At 71.0% G+C, this 15,882-nt stretch carries 11 protein-coding genes and 1 pseudogene; 5 read left to right on the top strand and 7 right to left on the bottom strand.

What is annotated here, in order from left to right; genetic code table 11:
• Positions 1-11: 11 nt before the first annotated feature.
• A pseudogene (locus ACSUPV_RS03185) lies at positions 12-598 on the bottom strand (DUF4389 domain-containing protein); the annotation flags it as partial.
• Between the two features lie 67 nt (positions 599-665).
• Positions 666-1,406: a CBS domain-containing protein gene (locus tag ACSUPV_RS03180; protein ID WP_359786064.1), complete on the bottom strand. Its 741-nt coding sequence runs from the start codon at positions 1,404-1,406 to the stop codon at positions 666-668.
• A 605-nt stretch (positions 1,407-2,011) separates the two neighbouring features.
• On the opposite strand from ACSUPV_RS03180, the gene ACSUPV_RS03175 reads away from it, so the two are divergent.
• Positions 2,012-2,803, top strand: a complete 792-nt coding sequence (locus ACSUPV_RS03175; protein ID WP_436946864.1) for a universal stress protein — start codon at positions 2,012-2,014, stop codon at positions 2,801-2,803.
• Between the two features lie 44 nt (positions 2,804-2,847).
• Here ACSUPV_RS03175 and ACSUPV_RS03170 read toward each other — a convergent pair whose 3' ends face one another.
• Positions 2,848-3,225: an STAS domain-containing protein gene (locus ACSUPV_RS03170; RefSeq protein ID WP_359786070.1), complete on the bottom strand. Its 378-nt coding sequence runs from the start codon at positions 3,223-3,225 to the stop codon at positions 2,848-2,850.
• Between the two features lie 234 nt (positions 3,226-3,459).
• On the opposite strand from ACSUPV_RS03170, the gene ACSUPV_RS03165 reads away from it, so the two are divergent.
• Positions 3,460-4,356 (top strand): universal stress protein, encoded by an 897-nt coding sequence (locus tag ACSUPV_RS03165; protein WP_382608949.1) that lies wholly within the window; start codon positions 3,460-3,462, stop codon positions 4,354-4,356.
• A 213-nt stretch (positions 4,357-4,569) separates the two neighbouring features.
• Here ACSUPV_RS03165 and adhE read toward each other — a convergent pair whose 3' ends face one another.
• The 4 genes from adhE to ppdK form a co-directional block, all read right to left on the bottom strand.
• Positions 4,570-7,224: a bifunctional acetaldehyde-CoA/alcohol dehydrogenase gene (gene adhE, locus ACSUPV_RS03160; protein ID WP_382608946.1), complete on the bottom strand. Its 2,655-nt coding sequence runs from the start codon at positions 7,222-7,224 to the stop codon at positions 4,570-4,572.
• 236 nt (positions 7,225-7,460) lie between these two features.
• Positions 7,461-8,093, bottom strand: a complete 633-nt coding sequence (locus tag ACSUPV_RS03155) for a CBS domain-containing protein (protein WP_359786079.1) — start codon at positions 8,091-8,093, stop codon at positions 7,461-7,463.
• A 68-nt stretch (positions 8,094-8,161) separates the two neighbouring features.
• Positions 8,162-8,545, bottom strand: a complete 384-nt coding sequence (locus ACSUPV_RS03150; RefSeq protein WP_031115496.1) for a hypothetical protein — start codon at positions 8,543-8,545, stop codon at positions 8,162-8,164.
• A gap of 145 nt (positions 8,546-8,690) precedes the next feature.
• The gene (gene ppdK / locus ACSUPV_RS03145) at positions 8,691-11,387 is read right to left on the bottom strand and encodes a pyruvate, phosphate dikinase (protein WP_436946863.1); all 2,697 of its coding nucleotides are present in this window, start codon (positions 11,385-11,387) and stop codon (positions 8,691-8,693) included.
• 255 nt (positions 11,388-11,642) lie between these two features.
• On the opposite strand from ppdK, the gene ACSUPV_RS03140 reads away from it, so the two are divergent.
• The 3 genes from ACSUPV_RS03140 to pflA all read left to right on the top strand — a co-directional run bounded on the left by ACSUPV_RS03140 (position 11,643) and on the right by pflA (position 15,826).
• Positions 11,643-12,575, top strand: a complete 933-nt coding sequence (locus ACSUPV_RS03140) for a universal stress protein (RefSeq protein WP_436946862.1) — start codon at positions 11,643-11,645, stop codon at positions 12,573-12,575.
• Between the two features lie 231 nt (positions 12,576-12,806).
• On the top strand, positions 12,807-15,065 hold the full coding sequence (pflB, locus tag ACSUPV_RS03135; RefSeq protein WP_382608936.1) for a formate C-acetyltransferase: 2,259 nt from the start codon (positions 12,807-12,809) through the stop codon (positions 15,063-15,065).
• Entirely contained in the window at positions 15,062-15,826 is a 765-nt protein-coding gene (gene pflA, locus ACSUPV_RS03130; protein WP_382608933.1) for a pyruvate formate-lyase-activating protein, read from the top strand. Before pflB ends, pflA begins: the two co-directional genes overlap by 4 nt.
• Positions 15,827-15,882 lie beyond the last annotated feature (56 nt).

Here is a 15,882-nt window from a genome sequence, read left to right as displayed (position 1 = left end):
GGCCGTGGTGGAGGCGAGGCCGATGGCTGCCGCCCCGGCAGTACGCCCTGGTCGAGCCGGAAGGGCGGATACACGTCGGTGAGCAGGGCCGCGTAGGCGGCTACCCGCAGCACCCAGCGGTTGAGCCCCATCACGAGGTCGAACAGGCCACGCGGGTAGCGCCCGGTGGCGGCCAGGGCGACACCGGCGAACAGCGTCAGCACACCGATGAGCCCGCCCCCGGCCCAGGACGCATGGACGCCGCCCAGGAAGAAACCGATGACCAAGTAGTGCGGGATGGCCAGGAGCCACCACTTCACCAGGACGAGACCGCGGGAGAGGTCCTCGGGGCGCCGAAGGTGTAGTACGCCACTCGCCAGCTCCACCGCAGTACCCCTGTCGTGAAGCGGAACAGGGGACGGGGGTAGCGGCCGGTGAAGAGGAGCCCGAAGAAGGCCGCCACGCTCGCCCCCACGAACGCCACCCACAGGAAGACCAAGACGACGTAGTGGGGGAGGGCGAGCAGCCACTTGACCAGCCACAGCCAGCGGGACGATCGTGGATCGAGAACTGCGGTCAACCGGGCCGGGTGGACCAGGGGTGCGGCTTGCGTGTTCATCGAGACCGGTCCTTTCCGAGTCCACGGATCAGGCAGTCGCTCCCATACCGGGAGCGGGAGGCCCTGCTCAGAGCCGGCGAATCCAGTCGTCGGCCACACCGTGCAGAGCGGCCTGTTCGGCCGGACGCAGGTGCGAGTCGTCGATCCGGTACGACAGGTGGTCGACGACGGCGACGACGCCGTCCATACGGCTGGTCATGCCGAGCGCGACGGGGATGTCGCTGCGCCGCTCCAACTGACCGGTCAGCGTGACCACGCCGTCCTCGACCGTGGTCTCGATGATCTGTGGGGCCAGCCACAGCGTGTTGACCAAGACCTCCTGCCGCACATCACGCTCGATCTCCTCGTCGGTGCGCAGGAAGACCTGGAGCAGGTCGCGTCGGGTGACGATGCCGGCGAGCCGGCCCTCCTCGTCCACGACGGGCAGCCGCTCGATGCCGCGCTCGGCCATGAGCCGGGCGGCCTCGGTGACGGTGGCGTCGGCCCGCACGGTGACGGCGGGCGTCGACATGACCCCGCCGGCCGTCCGTGCCCGGCTCTTGGCCGCGTTCCGGCGCACGCCGCGGCTCAGTTTCCGCAGGCGGCTCGCCCAGGCGCTGAAGGTGCCGTCCGGTTCGGATGTCCGGGCCTGGTGGAGCATGAGGTCCGTCTCGGAGACCACGCCGATGACCTTGTCGTCCTCGTCGATCACCGGGAGGCCGCTGATCCGGTGGTCCCCGAGCCTGCGCACCACTTCCTTGAACGGAGTGCCGCGGTCGGCCGTGACGACGTCACGGACCATGACGGCGCCTATCCTGGTGGCCTTCATAGTGATCCTCCTCGAACGGTCGGGACCGCGTCAGCACGATCGCCACGGACGAAGGCGTGCGCATGCCATGGCTTGAGGAGACAAGTCCTGTATGCCGCCCAGCACGCACGCTCCGTTCGGAGCCTTCGAGTTCAGCCTCCGGTGTGCGGTCCAAGGAGCACAGGGACTGAGTGGGCACGGTGGAGGGCCGATCGGCCCTCGCAGTGCGCCCCGCTCAGCGCCCGCTCCCTTGTGCCGGGTTACGCGATCATCCTTCGGCAGAGAACACGGCACGCGCCCAACGTCCCCAGAAGGGGTCCAACAGCCCCTCGCTCCCATGTACGGCCGGTGCGACGGTGGCATGGGGACTCCTGCTGCGCCCCTCGCAGCCGATGAAAGGCGGTGGGCACGATGATGGAACTGCCCCTGGTCGTGGGTGATGGCGGAGCACATCGTCGCCTCCGCCGCGGAGCGTGCCCACCGGCGCAACCCGGAGGTAAGGTCTCCACCGAGATCCTCCCCGAGGAAGCGTCGGCCGCCCTGCTGCGCGAGGGCAACAACGCCTCGTTCCTGGTGACGGGATCCTGCGTCGGGCGGAGGAACGCGTCCTCGCCACATGCCCCGACGTGCGCCTGTACGACGAACAGGTCGAAGGCCCGGCGACGGCGGCCCTGCTGAAAGCCGCCGAGGACGCCGATCTGCTGGTACTGGGCTCGCGCGGATTGAGCGGCTTCACCGGATTCCTCGTGGGTTCGGTCGCCCTCGGCGTGGTGGCGAAGGCCGCGCGTCCCGTCGTCCTCGTGCGCGCCGGCGAGGAAGCGGTGAACGAACACCTGCGCGCGCACGACGGGACCGCCTCCGGGCGCGCCGGCAATCGCGACGTGGTGCTCGGTGTCGACGTCAACGACCCGTACGTCGAGGTTCTCGACTTCGGCTTCGAGACGGCCCGCCTGCGCGACGCGCGACTGAGGGTCCTGCACGCCTGGCACGCGCCGAACCCGTTCACCCTGGGCCCCGGCGAAGTCGGCCTGGTCAGCGAGTCGCAGCGGGCCGAGGAATGGCTGGGCTTCCTCTCAGTCGTACTGCATGAGCGGCGCGACAAGTACCCGGACGTCGAGGTCCTGGAGACAGTGGTGGATGACAAGGCCTCCAACGCCCTCCTGAGAGCGGCGACCGGAGCCGGACTCCTGGTCGTCGGTCACCGGCTCACCGAGCGACCGACCGTGCCGCGTACGGGCCCTGTCACACACGCCGTGATCCACCACGTCGGCTGCCCCGTGGCCGTCGTACCGCACTCGGGCCTGCTGGTGGTGGGCCGCCGCAGGAGGCGTGCCGCGGTCGGCTCGCACACAGGCCCGGTCGCCCATGCCCTGATCCATCACGTCGCCCGGCCTGTAGCGCTGGTGCCGCACGACTGACGACACGTTCGGCAGGTGTGCCCCACCGGGCAAGTGCTCGCGGATCACGCGCGGCACGAGTCGGCTGATGTGCTGCTCATCGCAGGACCCGCGCACCGTAGAGCGTCTGTCAGCCGCGCGTGCAGCTCGAAGGCGTCCGTCAGGTTCGTGTGCCGCAGGATGCGCCGGAAGCCGGCACTGTCAGTGACCAGCCGCAGCCGGCCCTGCCGGGCTTCGACCCGGTTGCGTGCCCGGCACAGCACGCGCAGTCCGGCGCAGTCGATGAAGGACATCGGACGCAGGTCCACCACCAGGTCGGCGCCTGGAGAGGCGGTCAGAGCGTCGAGCCGCGCGGACAGCGCGGGTTCGGTGAGTATGTCGATCTCGCCGTGCAGCTCGAGAACGGTCGTGTCGCCGACGGTGCGTTCCACGTGGCTCGGCATGGTGCCTGTGTGCGTTTGCGCCATGGGTAGAGCCAAGACCAGGCGACACATCGGGCGGAAGGGCCGGGCGGCCCCTTGGGCGTGGAGGAGCAGGGCCGTCCGGCCCACAAGGGACCGGGCGAGCGGGCCGGCCGTCTGCACGGCGGCCGGTCGGCGCCGTCTTCGGGACCTTGGGCCCTCGTCTCGCGGGTCGTGGATCACCAGAGTGGGGGCATCCCAAGGAGGTCCACTGTCATGTCCCCTATGTCTCCCGTCCTCGTCGGTTTCGACGGCCGTCCTGAGAGCGTCATGGCGGCCGGCTGGGCCGCCCGCGAAGCGCTGATGCGCGGGGCGCCGCTGCGTCTCGTACACGCCTGGGAGCAGTCTCCCCAGCCGTATGCGACGCTGGCGGGGGCCGCCGTGCCGCAGAAGCCGCATGGGTCCGCGCGCCTCCTGGCGCACATGGAGGCGTTGCTGATCCGTCGTCACCCGGGGCTGCAGATCGCGGCCGACCGGGTGGCCGGGGAACCCGCGACGGCTCTGCTGACCGCCGCGGCGGACGCCGGGATGCTGGTACTCGGGTCGCGCGGCCTGGGCCGGGCCGCCGGATTCCTGCTCGGTTCCGTCGGCCGGTCCGTGGTGGCCCGGGCCGAGCGGCCGGTCGTGCTGGTCCGTGCCGACGCCACCCTGGACGCGGCGGGTGCTGACCACGGTGCGTCGGCCCGTGACGTGGTGGTCGGCGTGGACTTGGACCAGCCCGATGACTCCGTCCTCGTGTTCGCCTTCGAGGCCGCTGCACGCCGCGCTGCCGGCCTCCGGGTCGTCCACAGCTGGGATCCGGCGGCCGAGAACACCTCCGCGGCGGGCCTTCCGGGCGTGGACGGCCCTGCCGAGGGGAGGAGTACGACTTCTCGTCAGCCGCTGGCCGATCTGCTGCGTCCGTGGCAGGACAAGTTCCCGGACGTTCTTGTGACCGAGCAGACCGTGGTCGGCCAGGCGGCGACCCATCTGGTCGACGCATCCCGTGACGCCGAACTGCTCGTTGTCGGGCGGGCGTCCCGGCATGCCCCGATCGGTCCGCAGATCGGCCCCGTCACCCGGGCGGTGCTCCACCACGCCGTGCCGCCGGTCGCGGTGATTCCGCACGACTGACACCACTGGCTGACGTCCCCCCCCCGCGTGAAAAGGGTCGGGTGGACCTCGCACAGGATCGGTGACCGCGCACCGCGCAATCAGGACCCGCGGGAAGCGGATGGTCCTTTCCGCCCGTCCATGCCCCGCCACGTTCTGCCCCGGCGATCGTGCGGGGCTTCGTCATACCGCAAGCCGGCGGGGTCGGCTTGTGCGTGCCCATCGCCGTTGCGTTCAGCCGTAGTAAGCCGCGCGCATGAGCTCCTGCATGTCGTCGAGCATGGGCATCCGCGGGTTGGCGGGCGCGCACTGGTCCTCGTAGGCGTTGAGGGCCTGTTGCGGCAGGGCGCCGAGGAAGGCCTGCTCGTCGACTCCGAGTTGGTGGAACGACGGCTCGATGCCGACGGCGTCGCGCAGGCGTTCCACGGCCGCGGCAAGCGACTCCACGCCCTCCTGCGGGGTCGCGGCGGGCAGGCCGAGGGTGCGGGCGATGTCCTGGAAGCGTTCCGGGGCCCGGTAGTCCTCGTACTTGGGCCAGCCGGTGAGCTTGGTCGGGACGGTGCCGTTGTAGCGGATGACGTGCGGCAGCAGGACGGCGTTGGTGCGGCCGTGCGCGACGTGGAAGGTGGCGCCGAGGGTGTGGGACATGGCGTGGACGATGCCGAGGAAGGCGTTGCCGAAGGCCATGCCCGCGATGGTGCCGGCGTTGTGCATCTTCTCCCGGGCCCGAGCCGAGCCCTCGCGGTCGTTCACGGCCGCTTCGATGTGCTCGAAGACCAGCCGGATCGCGTGCAGGGCGAGGCCGTCGGTGAAGTCGTTGGCGTAGACGGACACATACGCCTCGATGGCGTGGGTGAGCGCGTCGAAGCCGCTGTCGGCCGCCAGGGCCGGAGGCAGGTCGGTGGTGAGCAGCGGGTCGATGATCGCCACGCTGGGGGTGAGCGCGTAGTCGGCCAGCGGGTACTTCTTGCCGGTGGCGGGGTCGGAGATGACCGCGAACGGGGTCACCTCGGCGCCGGTGCCGGAGGTCGTGGGGATGCACACCAGACGGGCGAGCGCGCCCAGCGTCGGGAAGCGGAAAGCTCGCTTGCGGATGTCGGAGAACTTCTGCCGCATGTCCGCGAAGTCCATTTCCCTGCCGGCTGCCTGCTGTTCGTACAGCAGCCACATGACCTTGGCCGCGTCCATGGGTGAGCCGCCGCCGAGCGCGATGATCGTGTCGGGGCGGAAGTCCCGCATGAGGGCGGCGCCGCGCCGCACCGAGTCGATGCTCGGCTCCGGTTCGACGTTGTCGATGACCTGCACGGTCACCGGCTCACGGCGACGCTGCAGCACCCGCGTCACACGGTCCACGAAGCCCAGCCGGGTCATCGTCGCGTCGGTGACGATGGTGACGCGGTGCACGTCCGGCATCGACGTCAGGTAGCGGATGGCCTGGGGCTCGAAATAGATCTTCGGCGGGACCTTGAACCACTGGAGGTTGTTGCGGCGTGTGCCGACCCGCTTGACGTTCAGCAGCTGGGCCGCGGAGACGTTGTTGGAGACCGAGGTGCTGCCCCAGGATCCGCAGCCCAGCGTGAGCGACGGCAGCAGTCCGTTGTAGATACCGCCGATGGCTCCCTGCGAGGACGGGGCGTTGACGATGATCCGTACGGTCTTCATCCGCCTGCCGTACGCCTCGGCGAGGGCGGGGTCCTCGGTGTGGATGACGGCGCTGTGGCCCTGACCGTGGAAGGCCACCATGTCGGCGGCCAGGTCGAAGCCCTGCCGCTCGTCCTCGGCACGCAGCACCGCCAGCACCGGGCAGAGCTTCTCGCGGGTCAACGGCTCATGCGCGCCCACCCGTTCGGCCTCGACCAGGATGATCGAGGTATCGGCGGGAACGGTGAACCCGGCCTGCTCGGCGATCCACGACGGACTCTGCCCCACGGCCGCCGAGTTGACCTTCGGCTCGCAACCGCCGCCCTCCGCCCTGCCGGTGGGGAAGAGGAACGCTTCGAGCTTCGCCTTCTCCTCGGTGGTGGCCACGTGGGCATGCAGCGTGCGGAACTCGGTCAGCGCGGCGTCGTAGATCTCACTGTCCAGGATGACGGCCTGCTCGGAGGCGCAGATCATGCCGTTGTCGAACGACTTGGACAGCACCAGGTCGTTGACGGCGCGGCGCAGCTTGGCGCTCCTGTGCACGTACGCCGGGACGTTGCCCGCGCCTACGCCCAGGGCGGGCTTGCCGGCCGAGTAGGCGGCCTTGACCATGGCGTTGCCGCCGGTGGCCAGGATCAGCGAGACGCCCGGGTGGCGCATGAGCGTGCCGGTCGCCTCGACGGACGGGGTCTCGATCCACTGGATGCAGTGCTCGGGTGCTCCGGCGGCGACGGCGGCGGCGCGTATGATCCGGGCCGCTTCGGCGCTGCAGCGCTGGGCGGAGGGGTGGAAGGCGAAGACGACCGGGTTGCGGGTCTTCAGCGCCATCAGTGCCTTGAAGATCGTGGTGGAGGTCGGGTTGGTGACGGGAGTGACAGCGCACACCACGCCGACGGGTTCCGCGATCTCGACCATGTCCTCGATGTCGTCGCGGGCGATGATCCCGACGGTCTTCATCGGGCCCATGCTGTGCGTGACGTGCTCGCAGGCGAACATGTTCTTGGCCGCCTTGTCCTCGAAGACGCCGCGCCTGGTTTCCTCCACCGCCAGCAGCGCCAGCGCGGTGTGCTGGTCGAGGGCGGCGACCGACGCCTTCTTGACGATGTGGTCGACCTGCTCCTGGGTGAGGGCCTCGTAGTCGTCGAGTGCCTTGAGTGCGGCCGTCACGAGACGGTCCACGGCGATGGTGGTGTCGGACGGCACGGCAGTGGTGGCCGGGTCCGTGGTTCCGCCGTCGTGTCGGGTCATGGGGGGTGTGCCTCCGTTGTGAGGGGCCGCCGTGGATGTACGGCGGCGGACGGGCGGGAGCCGCGCCGCGAGTGAAGGGCACCGCTCACGGTTCCACTGTCCAGCGCTTCGTGGCGCCGTCCCAGGTACCGAAGGGCCCCCTCCGCGACCGTCAGGCCCGGGCCGCCAGGGCCGGGTGGCCCAGCATCAGCCGGGCTTCGGCGCCGACGGGCGACACGTCCGTCACCGGGGTCCGGTCACCCGGGCGCACTGGGTACGGAGCAGTCGTCGTCGAGGAACGTCAATCCGTTGACCACTCCTACGACGCCTTCGAGCCGCCACACCGAGTGGACGGCCTCCGGGACCTGACTGCGCAGTTCCACGCGGCCGTCGAGCGTGACGACGCCGTCCCGGACGGAGACGCGGACGGCGTCGGGTGGCAGCCCCAGGCCGCCGACGAGGACCTCCTCGGTCACCTGGCGGCGGATGTCGTCGTCCGTGCGCAGGAAGACCCGGAGCAGGTCGCGGCGCGTGGCGATGCCGATGAGGCGGTCCTCCTCGTCCACCACGGGCAGCCGCTCGACGCCACGGCGCTCCATCAGCCGTGCCGCGTCCGGAACGGACTGCTCCGGATGCACGGTGATCGCCGGTGCCGACATCAGGTGCTGCGCCGTGACGGCACGGGCCGGGTCCCGGCCCGCCCGGTTCGCCTGGGCGCGCACCAGGTCGGTCCCGGAGACCACGCCGAGCACCTTGTCGTCGTCGTCGACCACGGGCAGCCCGCTGATCCGGTGGTGGTCCAGCAGCCGGACGACCTCCTTGAACGGTGTCGTCCGGCAGGCGTGGACGACATCGCTGGTCATCACTTCACCGACGGTGTGGGATGTCACGGTGGTTCCTCCTTCACCAGCGCGGGGCGGACGGGAGGGGATCGGCCGACCCCCTCCGCCCGGTGTTCCTAGCGCTGCTGACCACCGCGCCACGGCGGTGGCGTGGCGGTCCTGCGGGCCGCGTCCCGGCGGTGCGCGGCGCGTTCCGTGCGGCTGCGCAACCGGTCTTGCAGCCGGTCGGCGAGCTCCCGGGCGCTCGCCTCACGGGCGTGCACGACGACGAGGTCGCCGCCCACCTGGATCTCGGCGCCGGCGGACCAGGGAAGGTCGACGTGGTGGGCCGCCTCCCTGGTGACACGCACCTCGCCGCTGACGGGCGGAAGCCCGGGACGGTCCAGCACGGCGCCGACCTTCTCCCGCACGTAGGCGAGCGACTCCTCGTCCACGTCGCCCTCGGCCCGCACGCGTACGGAAGCGGGGCCGCCCTCATGGCCGATCTCCTTGGCAGTCATGTGCGCACTCCTCGTGGTAGTTCCTGCTGATCGTTTCTGGCGCGTCTCAAGACTGCTGCGTGCTCCGCCCCGGTCCCAGGGCCGGCCGGCCTCGGGAGACGGGGCCGTGGGTCCCGGCCACTGGCTGTCGTCGGGCCCCGGGTCGTCACCGGCTGTCGCTCACGTCGGTCTCCTCCAGCGCGGCACGTCCGGCCTCCAGGCGGGCGACCGGGACGCGGAACGGCGAGCAGGAGACGTAGTCCAGTCCGGCGGCATGGAAGAAGTGCACCGAGTCGGGGTCGCCGCCGTGCTCGCCGCACACGCCGATCTTCAGGTCCGGCCGGGTGGCGCGGCCCTCGGCGACGGCGATCTCGACCAGGCGGCCCACGCCGTCCCGGTCCAGCGTCTCGAACGGGGAGACGGGGAAGACGCCCTTGTCGAGGTAGGCGGAGAAGAACTCCGCCTCCACGTCGTCGCGGGAGAAGCCCCAGGTCGTCTGGGTGAGGTCGTTGGTGCCGAACGAGAAGAACTCGGCCTCCGCGGCGATCCGGTCCGCCGTCAGCGCCGCCCGGGGCAGCTCGATCATGGTCCCGACGGGGCAGCTGACGGGGACGCCGGACGCTGCGGAGACCTCGCCCAGTACCCGCTCCACCTCCTCGCGGACGATCCGCAGTTCGCGGACGTCCCCGACGAGCGGAACCATGATCTCCGCCCGGGGGCTGCCCCCGGCCCGTGTGCGTTCCGCGACGGCCTCTCCGATGGCCCTTACCTGCATGGCGACCAGACCGGGAACGACCAGGCCGAGGCGCACGCCCCGCAGCCCGAGCATGGGGTTCTCCTCGTGCATCCGGTTCACCGCGCTCAGCAGTTCGATGTCGTGCGCGGCCGGCAGGTCGCCGCGCGCCTCGGCGGCGGCGATCCGCACCGCGAGCTCCGTGCGGTCGGGCAGGAACTCATGCAGCGGCGGGTCCAGCAGGCGGATCGTGACCGGCAGGCCGTCCATCGCTTCCAGGATGCCGCTGAAGTCCTCCCGCTGGAGCGGCAGGAGTGCCGCCAGGGCCCGGTCGCGCGCGCCGTCCGTGCCGGCCAGGATCATCTCCTCGACCAGCTTTCGTCGCTCGCCGAGGAACATGTGCTCGGTGCGGCACAGCCCGATGCCCTGCGCACCGAACCGGCGCGCGCGGGCGGCGTCCTCGGGGGTGTCGGCGTTTGCCCGCACCTCCAGCCTCCGCACGGTGTCGGCCCGGGCCAGCGCGCGGGCCACCGCGTCGACGGCCCTGGCCGATCCCGCATCGCCGGCACCCGACTCCAGGAACCGCATGACCGCCGAGTCCACCAGCGGCACCGGCCCCGGGTACACGGCGCCGACGGAACCGTCCACGGAGATCACCGTGCCTTCCTCGACCACGGTGCCGTCGGGGGCGGTGAAGCGCCGGGCCTCGATGTCGACGGAGAGCTCCTCGGCACCGCACACGCAGACCTTGCCCATGCCGCGCGCCACCACGGCAGCGTGGCTGGTCTTGCCACCCCGGCTGGTGAGCACCGCCTGGGCGGCGATCATGCCGGGCAGGTCGTCGGGGGTCGTCTCCTGGCGGACAAGGACCACGTTCTCGCCGACCGCGGCACGCCGTACCGCTTCGGCGGAGTCGAAGACCGCCGCGCCGACCGCTGCACCGGGTGAGGCCGGGAGCCCGTGGGCGAGCGGATCACCGGTCGCCGCGGCGTCGAAGCGCGGGAACATCAGCCGGGCCAGTCCCTCGCCGCTCACCCGGGCCAGGCTCTCGTCCGGGGTGATGAGCCCCTCGTCGGCGAGTTCGGCGGCGATGGCGAAGGCGGCCTCGGCAGTGCGTTTGCCGACCCGGGTCTGCAGCATCCACAACCTGCCGCGCTCGATCGTGAACTCGATGTCGCACAGGTCCCGGTAGTGCCGCTCAAGGGTCCGCATGTGCTCGCACAGCCGGGCGTACGAGTGCGGGTCCAGGCGTTCCAGCTCGGCCAGGGGCACCGTGTTGCGGATGCCGGCGACGACGTCCTCCCCCTGCGCGTTGGGCAGGTAGTCGCCGTACAGGCCGGGTCGTCCGGTGGCCGGGTCGCGGGTGAAGGCGACGCCGCTGCCCGAGTCGGGGCCGAGGTTGCCGAAGACCATGCACTGCACGGTGACGGCGGTGCCCAGGTCGTCGGGGATGTGCTCGCGCCGCCGGTACAGGCGCGCCCGCTCGCCGTTCCAGGACTGGAAGACGGCCAGGACCGCCCGGCGCAGCTGCTCGGCGGGGCACTGCGGGAAGTGTTCGCCGGTCTCCAGATGAATGATGTTCTTGTACGTCTCGACCAGCTGGGCGAGGTCGGCGGCGTCCAGGTGCACGTCGTCCGGGGCGCCGCGCAGGTCCTTGAGCAAGGCGATGGACCGCTCGAACAGGGCTGGATCGACGCCCATGACCGTACTGCCGAACATCTGGATCAGCCGGCGGTAGGAGTCCCAGGCGAAGCGTTCACTGCCCGAGACCTTGGCCAGGCCCAGCACGGAGTCGTCGTTCAGGCCGATGTCGAGGATCGTCTCCATCATGCCGGGCATGGAGAAACGCGCCCCGGAGCGTACGGACAGCAGTAGCGGATCGTCCCTCTGACCCAGCCGCCGGCCCGCCGCCACCTCGACGGTCGACAGGTGCTCGGACACCTCCCGCAACATGCCCTCGGGCTCGCCGCCGGTGGCGAGGAAGGCCCGGCAGGCCTCGGTGGTGATGACGAACCCGGGAGGGACGGGCAGTCCGAGCCGGGTCATCTCGGCCAGGTTCGAACCCTTGCCGCCGAGCAGGCCGGCCATGTCACGGCCGCCCTGTGCGAAGTCGTACACGTAACGGGCCATGACGCTGTGCTCCTCAGCTGTGGGGACCTGTCGAGTTCCAGCGTCGAACGGCGAGCGTGCCGGCGGGAGGTGCCGTCAGGCCCGGGCCAGGGGCCGATGGGCCCCGTCCCGGGCCGCCGGAACCGCGCCCGCCATCCGATGGGGCCGAAGGGGACCGCGTACTGGGCTGTGCGGCCCTGGGCATTCGCTTCCGGCGCGAGGAGGCTCGAAGCCGTCAGGAGAACCGGAGGGTCCGGGCTCCGGGAGGGACGCGCGATGTTCTGCAACGTCGTAGTGGGAGTCGACGGATCACCCGCGAGCCTGGCGGCCGCGCACTGGGCGGCTCACGAGGCCTCGCGCCGGGGCACCGGGCTGGCTGTCGTGCACGCCTGGCGCCGCCACCCCCATCCCGCACCGTACGTGCCCATGGACCGTACCGAGCACGACTGGGCCGAGCAGACACTCCGGGATGCCGTCGACAGCGTCCGCGTGGCCCACCCCGGGCTGCGGATCGTCGACCGCCTCGTGTGCGACGCGCCGGTCGCCGCCCTGGTCGCCGCCGCCGCGGAGGCCGAACTGCTGGTCCTCGGATCACTCGGTATGGGCAGGGTGAGCGGGTTCGTCATGGGATCGGTGTCCCAGCGCGTGGTGGCCCGGTCGACGTGGCCCGTGGTGCTGGTGAGGGCGGGGCTGACCGCAGCCGGTGAGCATTTGCCAGCAGCGCACGGCGTCGCACCGGAGGAGACCCCCGAGACGCCGTACCGCGCGGTCGTCCTGGGTCTGGACGTCCAGCACCCGTGTGACGAACTGATCGAGTTCGCCTTCGACGCGGCCCGGCGGCGCGGCACCGCCCTACGTGTCGTCCACGCGTTCCGGACGCCGCCGCGACCCGCCTCCGATCCGTCGTTGGTCACACCCCCGGCCGTCCCGTCGGCCCCGGTGGCCGGGCCGGAAGCGCTCGCGGCCGGGGAGCACGCGGTGGTGGCGGCACTGCGCCCCTGGTGCGAGAAGTATCCGACCGTCCCCGTGACCGAGACGGTGACCGCGGGCCGGGCCGCCACCGTCCTGGTGCACGCTGCGCGCGACGCCGGATTGCTCGTGGTGGGGCGCCGCACGAGCGGGGGCCGGCTCGGTGCCCACACCGGTCCGGTGGCCCACGCCGTCCTGCACCACGCCGCCTGCCCCGTCGTCGTGGTCCCGCACGTCTGAACCAACCTGCGGTCGACCTGCTCGCACGGACCCAGGGCCTCATCGGCTCTGCTGGTCCGTGCCCTGATCGACGCGCAGCAGTGTCTGTGGGTGGGCCGAACGTCCCGGCCGACCTGGGCCCGACGGGACCGGTGCGGTGCCCTGTCCGGCACTGCCCCCTGCCACTGCGGACGACGAGCATCGACAACGAGAAGAACCAGTGAGAAAGCTCGCCCAGGGAGAGGACCCGTGATGACCGCGACCGTGACAGCCGGCCCCCGGACCGCCGACGCCTGGCGGCAGTACGCCGGGACCAGGTGGCGTGAGCGCATCGACGTGCGCGACTTCATCCAGGCGAACTACACGCCCTACGAAGGCGACGCGGCCTTCCTGGCCGGGCCCACGGACCGCACGCGCGTCGTCTGGGAGAAGGTCAGCGCGCTCTTCCCCGAGGAGCGGCGCCGCGGCATCTACGACGTCGACACCGCCACCCCCTCCACGATCACCTCGCACGCTCCCGGCTGGATCGACCGGGACCGCGAATTGATCGTGGGCCTCCAGACCGACGCTCCGCTCAAGCGCGCCATCATGCCGAACGGCGGCCTGCGCATGGTGGAGAACGGACTGCGGGCCTACGGCTACGAGGCCGACCCCTTCGTCTCCAGGGTCTTCGGCACCTACCGCAGGACCCACAACGACGGCGTGTTCGACGCCTACACCCCCGAGATGCGCGCCGCCCGCAAGGCGGGGATCATCACCGGCCTGCCGGACGCCTACGGCCGCGGCCGGATCATCGGCGACTACCGGCGCGTGGCCCTCTACGGCACCGACCGGCTCATCGCGGCCAAGCGGGCCGAACGCGCCCTGCTGGACGCGCGGCCCTCCAGCCCGGACGTCATCCGGGACCGTGAGGAACTGGCCGAGCAGATCCGCGCACTGGGCGAGTTGACGGAGATGGCCGCTTCCTACGGCTGCGACGTCGCCCGCCCGGCCACCACCGCGCACGAGGCCGTCCAGTGGCTCTACCTCGGCTATCTGGCCGCCGTGAAGGAACAGAACGGCGCCGCGATGTCGCTGGGCCGCACCTCCACCTTCCTGGACGTCTACCTCCAGCGAGACCTCGACGAGGGCACTCTCGACGAGACGCGCGCCCAGGAACTGGTCGACGACTTCGTGATCAAGCTGCGGATCGTACGGTTCCTGCGTACCCCCGAGTACGACGCCCTGTTCTCCGGCGACCCCACCTGGGTGACGGAGTCCATCGGCGGCATCGGCACCGACGGCCGCCCTCTGGTCACCCGCACCTCCTTCCGTTTCCTGCAGACGCTCTACAACCTCGGCCCGGCACCGGAGCCGAACCTGACCGTGCTGTGGTCGCCGAGGCTGCCGGGCGGCTTCAAGGAGTTCTGCGCGCAGGTGTCCATCGACACCAGCGCCGTGCAGTACGAGTCCGACGACCTGATGCGGCCCCGCACCGGAGACGACACCGCGATCGCCTGCTGTGTCTCGGCCATGGCGGTCGGCAAGCAGATGCAGTTCTTCGGAGCCCGGGTCAACCTGGCCAAGGCCCTCCTGTACGCCGTCAACGGCGGCCGGGACGAGATGACCGGCGAACAGGTCGCCCCCGCCACGCCCCCGCTGACCGGCGAGTACCTCGACTACGACGAACTGTCGGCGGCCTACGACCGGACGCTGGACTGGCTGGCGGAGACGTACGTCAACGCGCTCAACGTCATCCACTACATGCACGACAAGTACGCCTACGAGCGCATCGAGATGGCCCTGCACGACCACCCCGTGCACCGCTTCATGGCCTGCGGCATCGCCGGCCTCTCCGTCGCCGCCGACAGCCTGTCGGCCGTGAAGCACGCCCGGGTGAGGGTTTTCCGCGACGCGAAGGGTCTGGCTGTGGACTTCCGGACCGAGGGCGAGTTCCCGGCGTACGGCAACAACGACGACCGAGCGGACTCCCTCGCCGTCGCCCTCGTGGAGTCCTTCATGGCGAAGGTGCGCAAGCACCCCACCTACCGGGACGCCGAGCACACCCAGTCCGTGCTGACCATCACCTCCAACGTCGTCTACGGCAAGCACACCGGCAACACTCCCGACGGCCGCCGCGCCGGACAGCCCTTCGCGCCCGGCGCCAACCCGATGAACGGCCGTGACCGGCACGGGGTGGCCGCCTCCGCGCTGTCGGTGGCCAAGCTGCCGTACGAGCAGGCCCGCGACGGCATCTCGCTGACCACGACGATCACCCCCGAGGGGCTGGGCCACCACCCGGGCGAGCGCGCCGCGCATCTGGTCGGCATCCTCGACGCCTACATGGCGTCCGGCGGCTTCCACATGAACGTCAACGTCCTGGACCGGGCCGTCCTGGAGGACGCCATGGAACACCCGGAGAAGTACCCCGAGCTGACCATCCGGGTCTCCGGATACGCCGTCAACTTCGTCCGCCTGACCCGCGAGCAGCAGCTCGACGTGATCAGCCGTACCTTCCACGGAGCGCTGTGAACACCGCGACCGACCGTACGACGGGACGCGGCCGGACGACCGGCCGGATCCACTCCTGGGACCTGTCCACCGGCGTGGACGGTCCCGGGACCCGGTTCGTCCTGTTCGTCAATGGTTGTCCGTTGCGCTGCCTGTACTGCGCCAACCCCGACACCTGGCACATGCGGGACGGCCGGGAGTCCACGGTCGACGAGGTGATGGCCGAGATCGAGAAGTTCCGTCCCTTCGTCACCACGGCCGGAGGCGGCGTGACGATCACCGGCGGCGAGCCGCTGCTCCAGCCCGCCTTCACGGCGGCGGTGCTGCGGCGCTGCAAGGAGGCCGGTCTGCACACCGCCCTGGACACCTCCGGCTTCCTCGGCGCCCGTGCCACCGACGAACTGCTGACCGACACGGACCTCGTACTGCTGGACATCAAGTCCTTCGACATCGGTACCTACCGGACGCTGACCGGCGGCGACCTCGGGCCCACCCTGAACTTCGCCACCCGCCTGGACCGGCTCGGTGTGCCGATGTGGATCCGCTACGTCCTGGTACCCGGCTGGACCGACGACCCACGCGCCGTGGAGGGACTCGCCCGCTTTCTGTCGGGCCTCGGCAACGTCGAACGGGTCGACGTCCTGCCGTTCCACAAGCTAGGCGCGGGCAAGTACGAGGCACTGGGCATCCCCTTCCCCCTGAGGGACACCCCGGTTCCGGACGCCGCACTGGTGGACCGGGTGCGGGGTCAGTTCCGCGAGTACGGTCTGGCGGCTTACTGATGACACTCATGCCGGCGTCCGTCTGTACTCGTGGCCCTGATCCCCCCGGCACACCG

Source organism: Streptomyces sp. SudanB52_2052 (assembly GCF_964272415.1).
GTDB lineage: Bacteria > Actinomycetota > Actinomycetes > Streptomycetales > Streptomycetaceae > Streptomyces > Streptomyces olindensis.
Note: the sequence above shows the minus strand (reverse complement) of the source record. Positions and strands in the feature narration are given on the sequence as shown.

What these genes read in the sequence shown, in the direction of transcription:
- ACSUPV_RS03170 (WP_359786070.1), bottom strand. Translation starts at nt 3,225, where the DNA reads ATGCCGAGCCACGTGGAACGCACCGTCGGCGACACGACCGTTCTCGAG.
- ACSUPV_RS03150 (WP_031115496.1), bottom strand. Translation starts at nt 8,545, where the DNA reads ATGACTGCCAAGGAGATCGGCCATGAGGGCGGCCCCGCTTCCGTACGC.
- ACSUPV_RS03180 (WP_359786064.1), bottom strand. Translation starts at nt 1,406, where the DNA reads ATGAAGGCCACCAGGATAGGCGCCGTCATGGTCCGTGACGTCGTCACG.
- pflB (WP_382608936.1), top strand. Translation starts at nt 12,807, where the DNA reads ATGACCGCGACCGTGACAGCCGGCCCCCGGACCGCCGACGCCTGGCGG.
- ACSUPV_RS03140 (WP_436946862.1), top strand. Translation starts at nt 11,643, where the DNA reads ATGTTCTGCAACGTCGTAGTGGGAGTCGACGGATCACCCGCGAGCCTG.
- ppdK (WP_436946863.1), bottom strand. Translation starts at nt 11,387, where the DNA reads ATGGCCCGTTACGTGTACGACTTCGCACAGGGCGGCCGTGACATGGCC.
- ACSUPV_RS03165 (WP_382608949.1), top strand. Translation starts at nt 3,460, where the DNA reads ATGTCCCCTATGTCTCCCGTCCTCGTCGGTTTCGACGGCCGTCCTGAG.
- adhE (WP_382608946.1), bottom strand. Translation starts at nt 7,224, where the DNA reads ATGACCCGACACGACGGCGGAACCACGGACCCGGCCACCACTGCCGTG.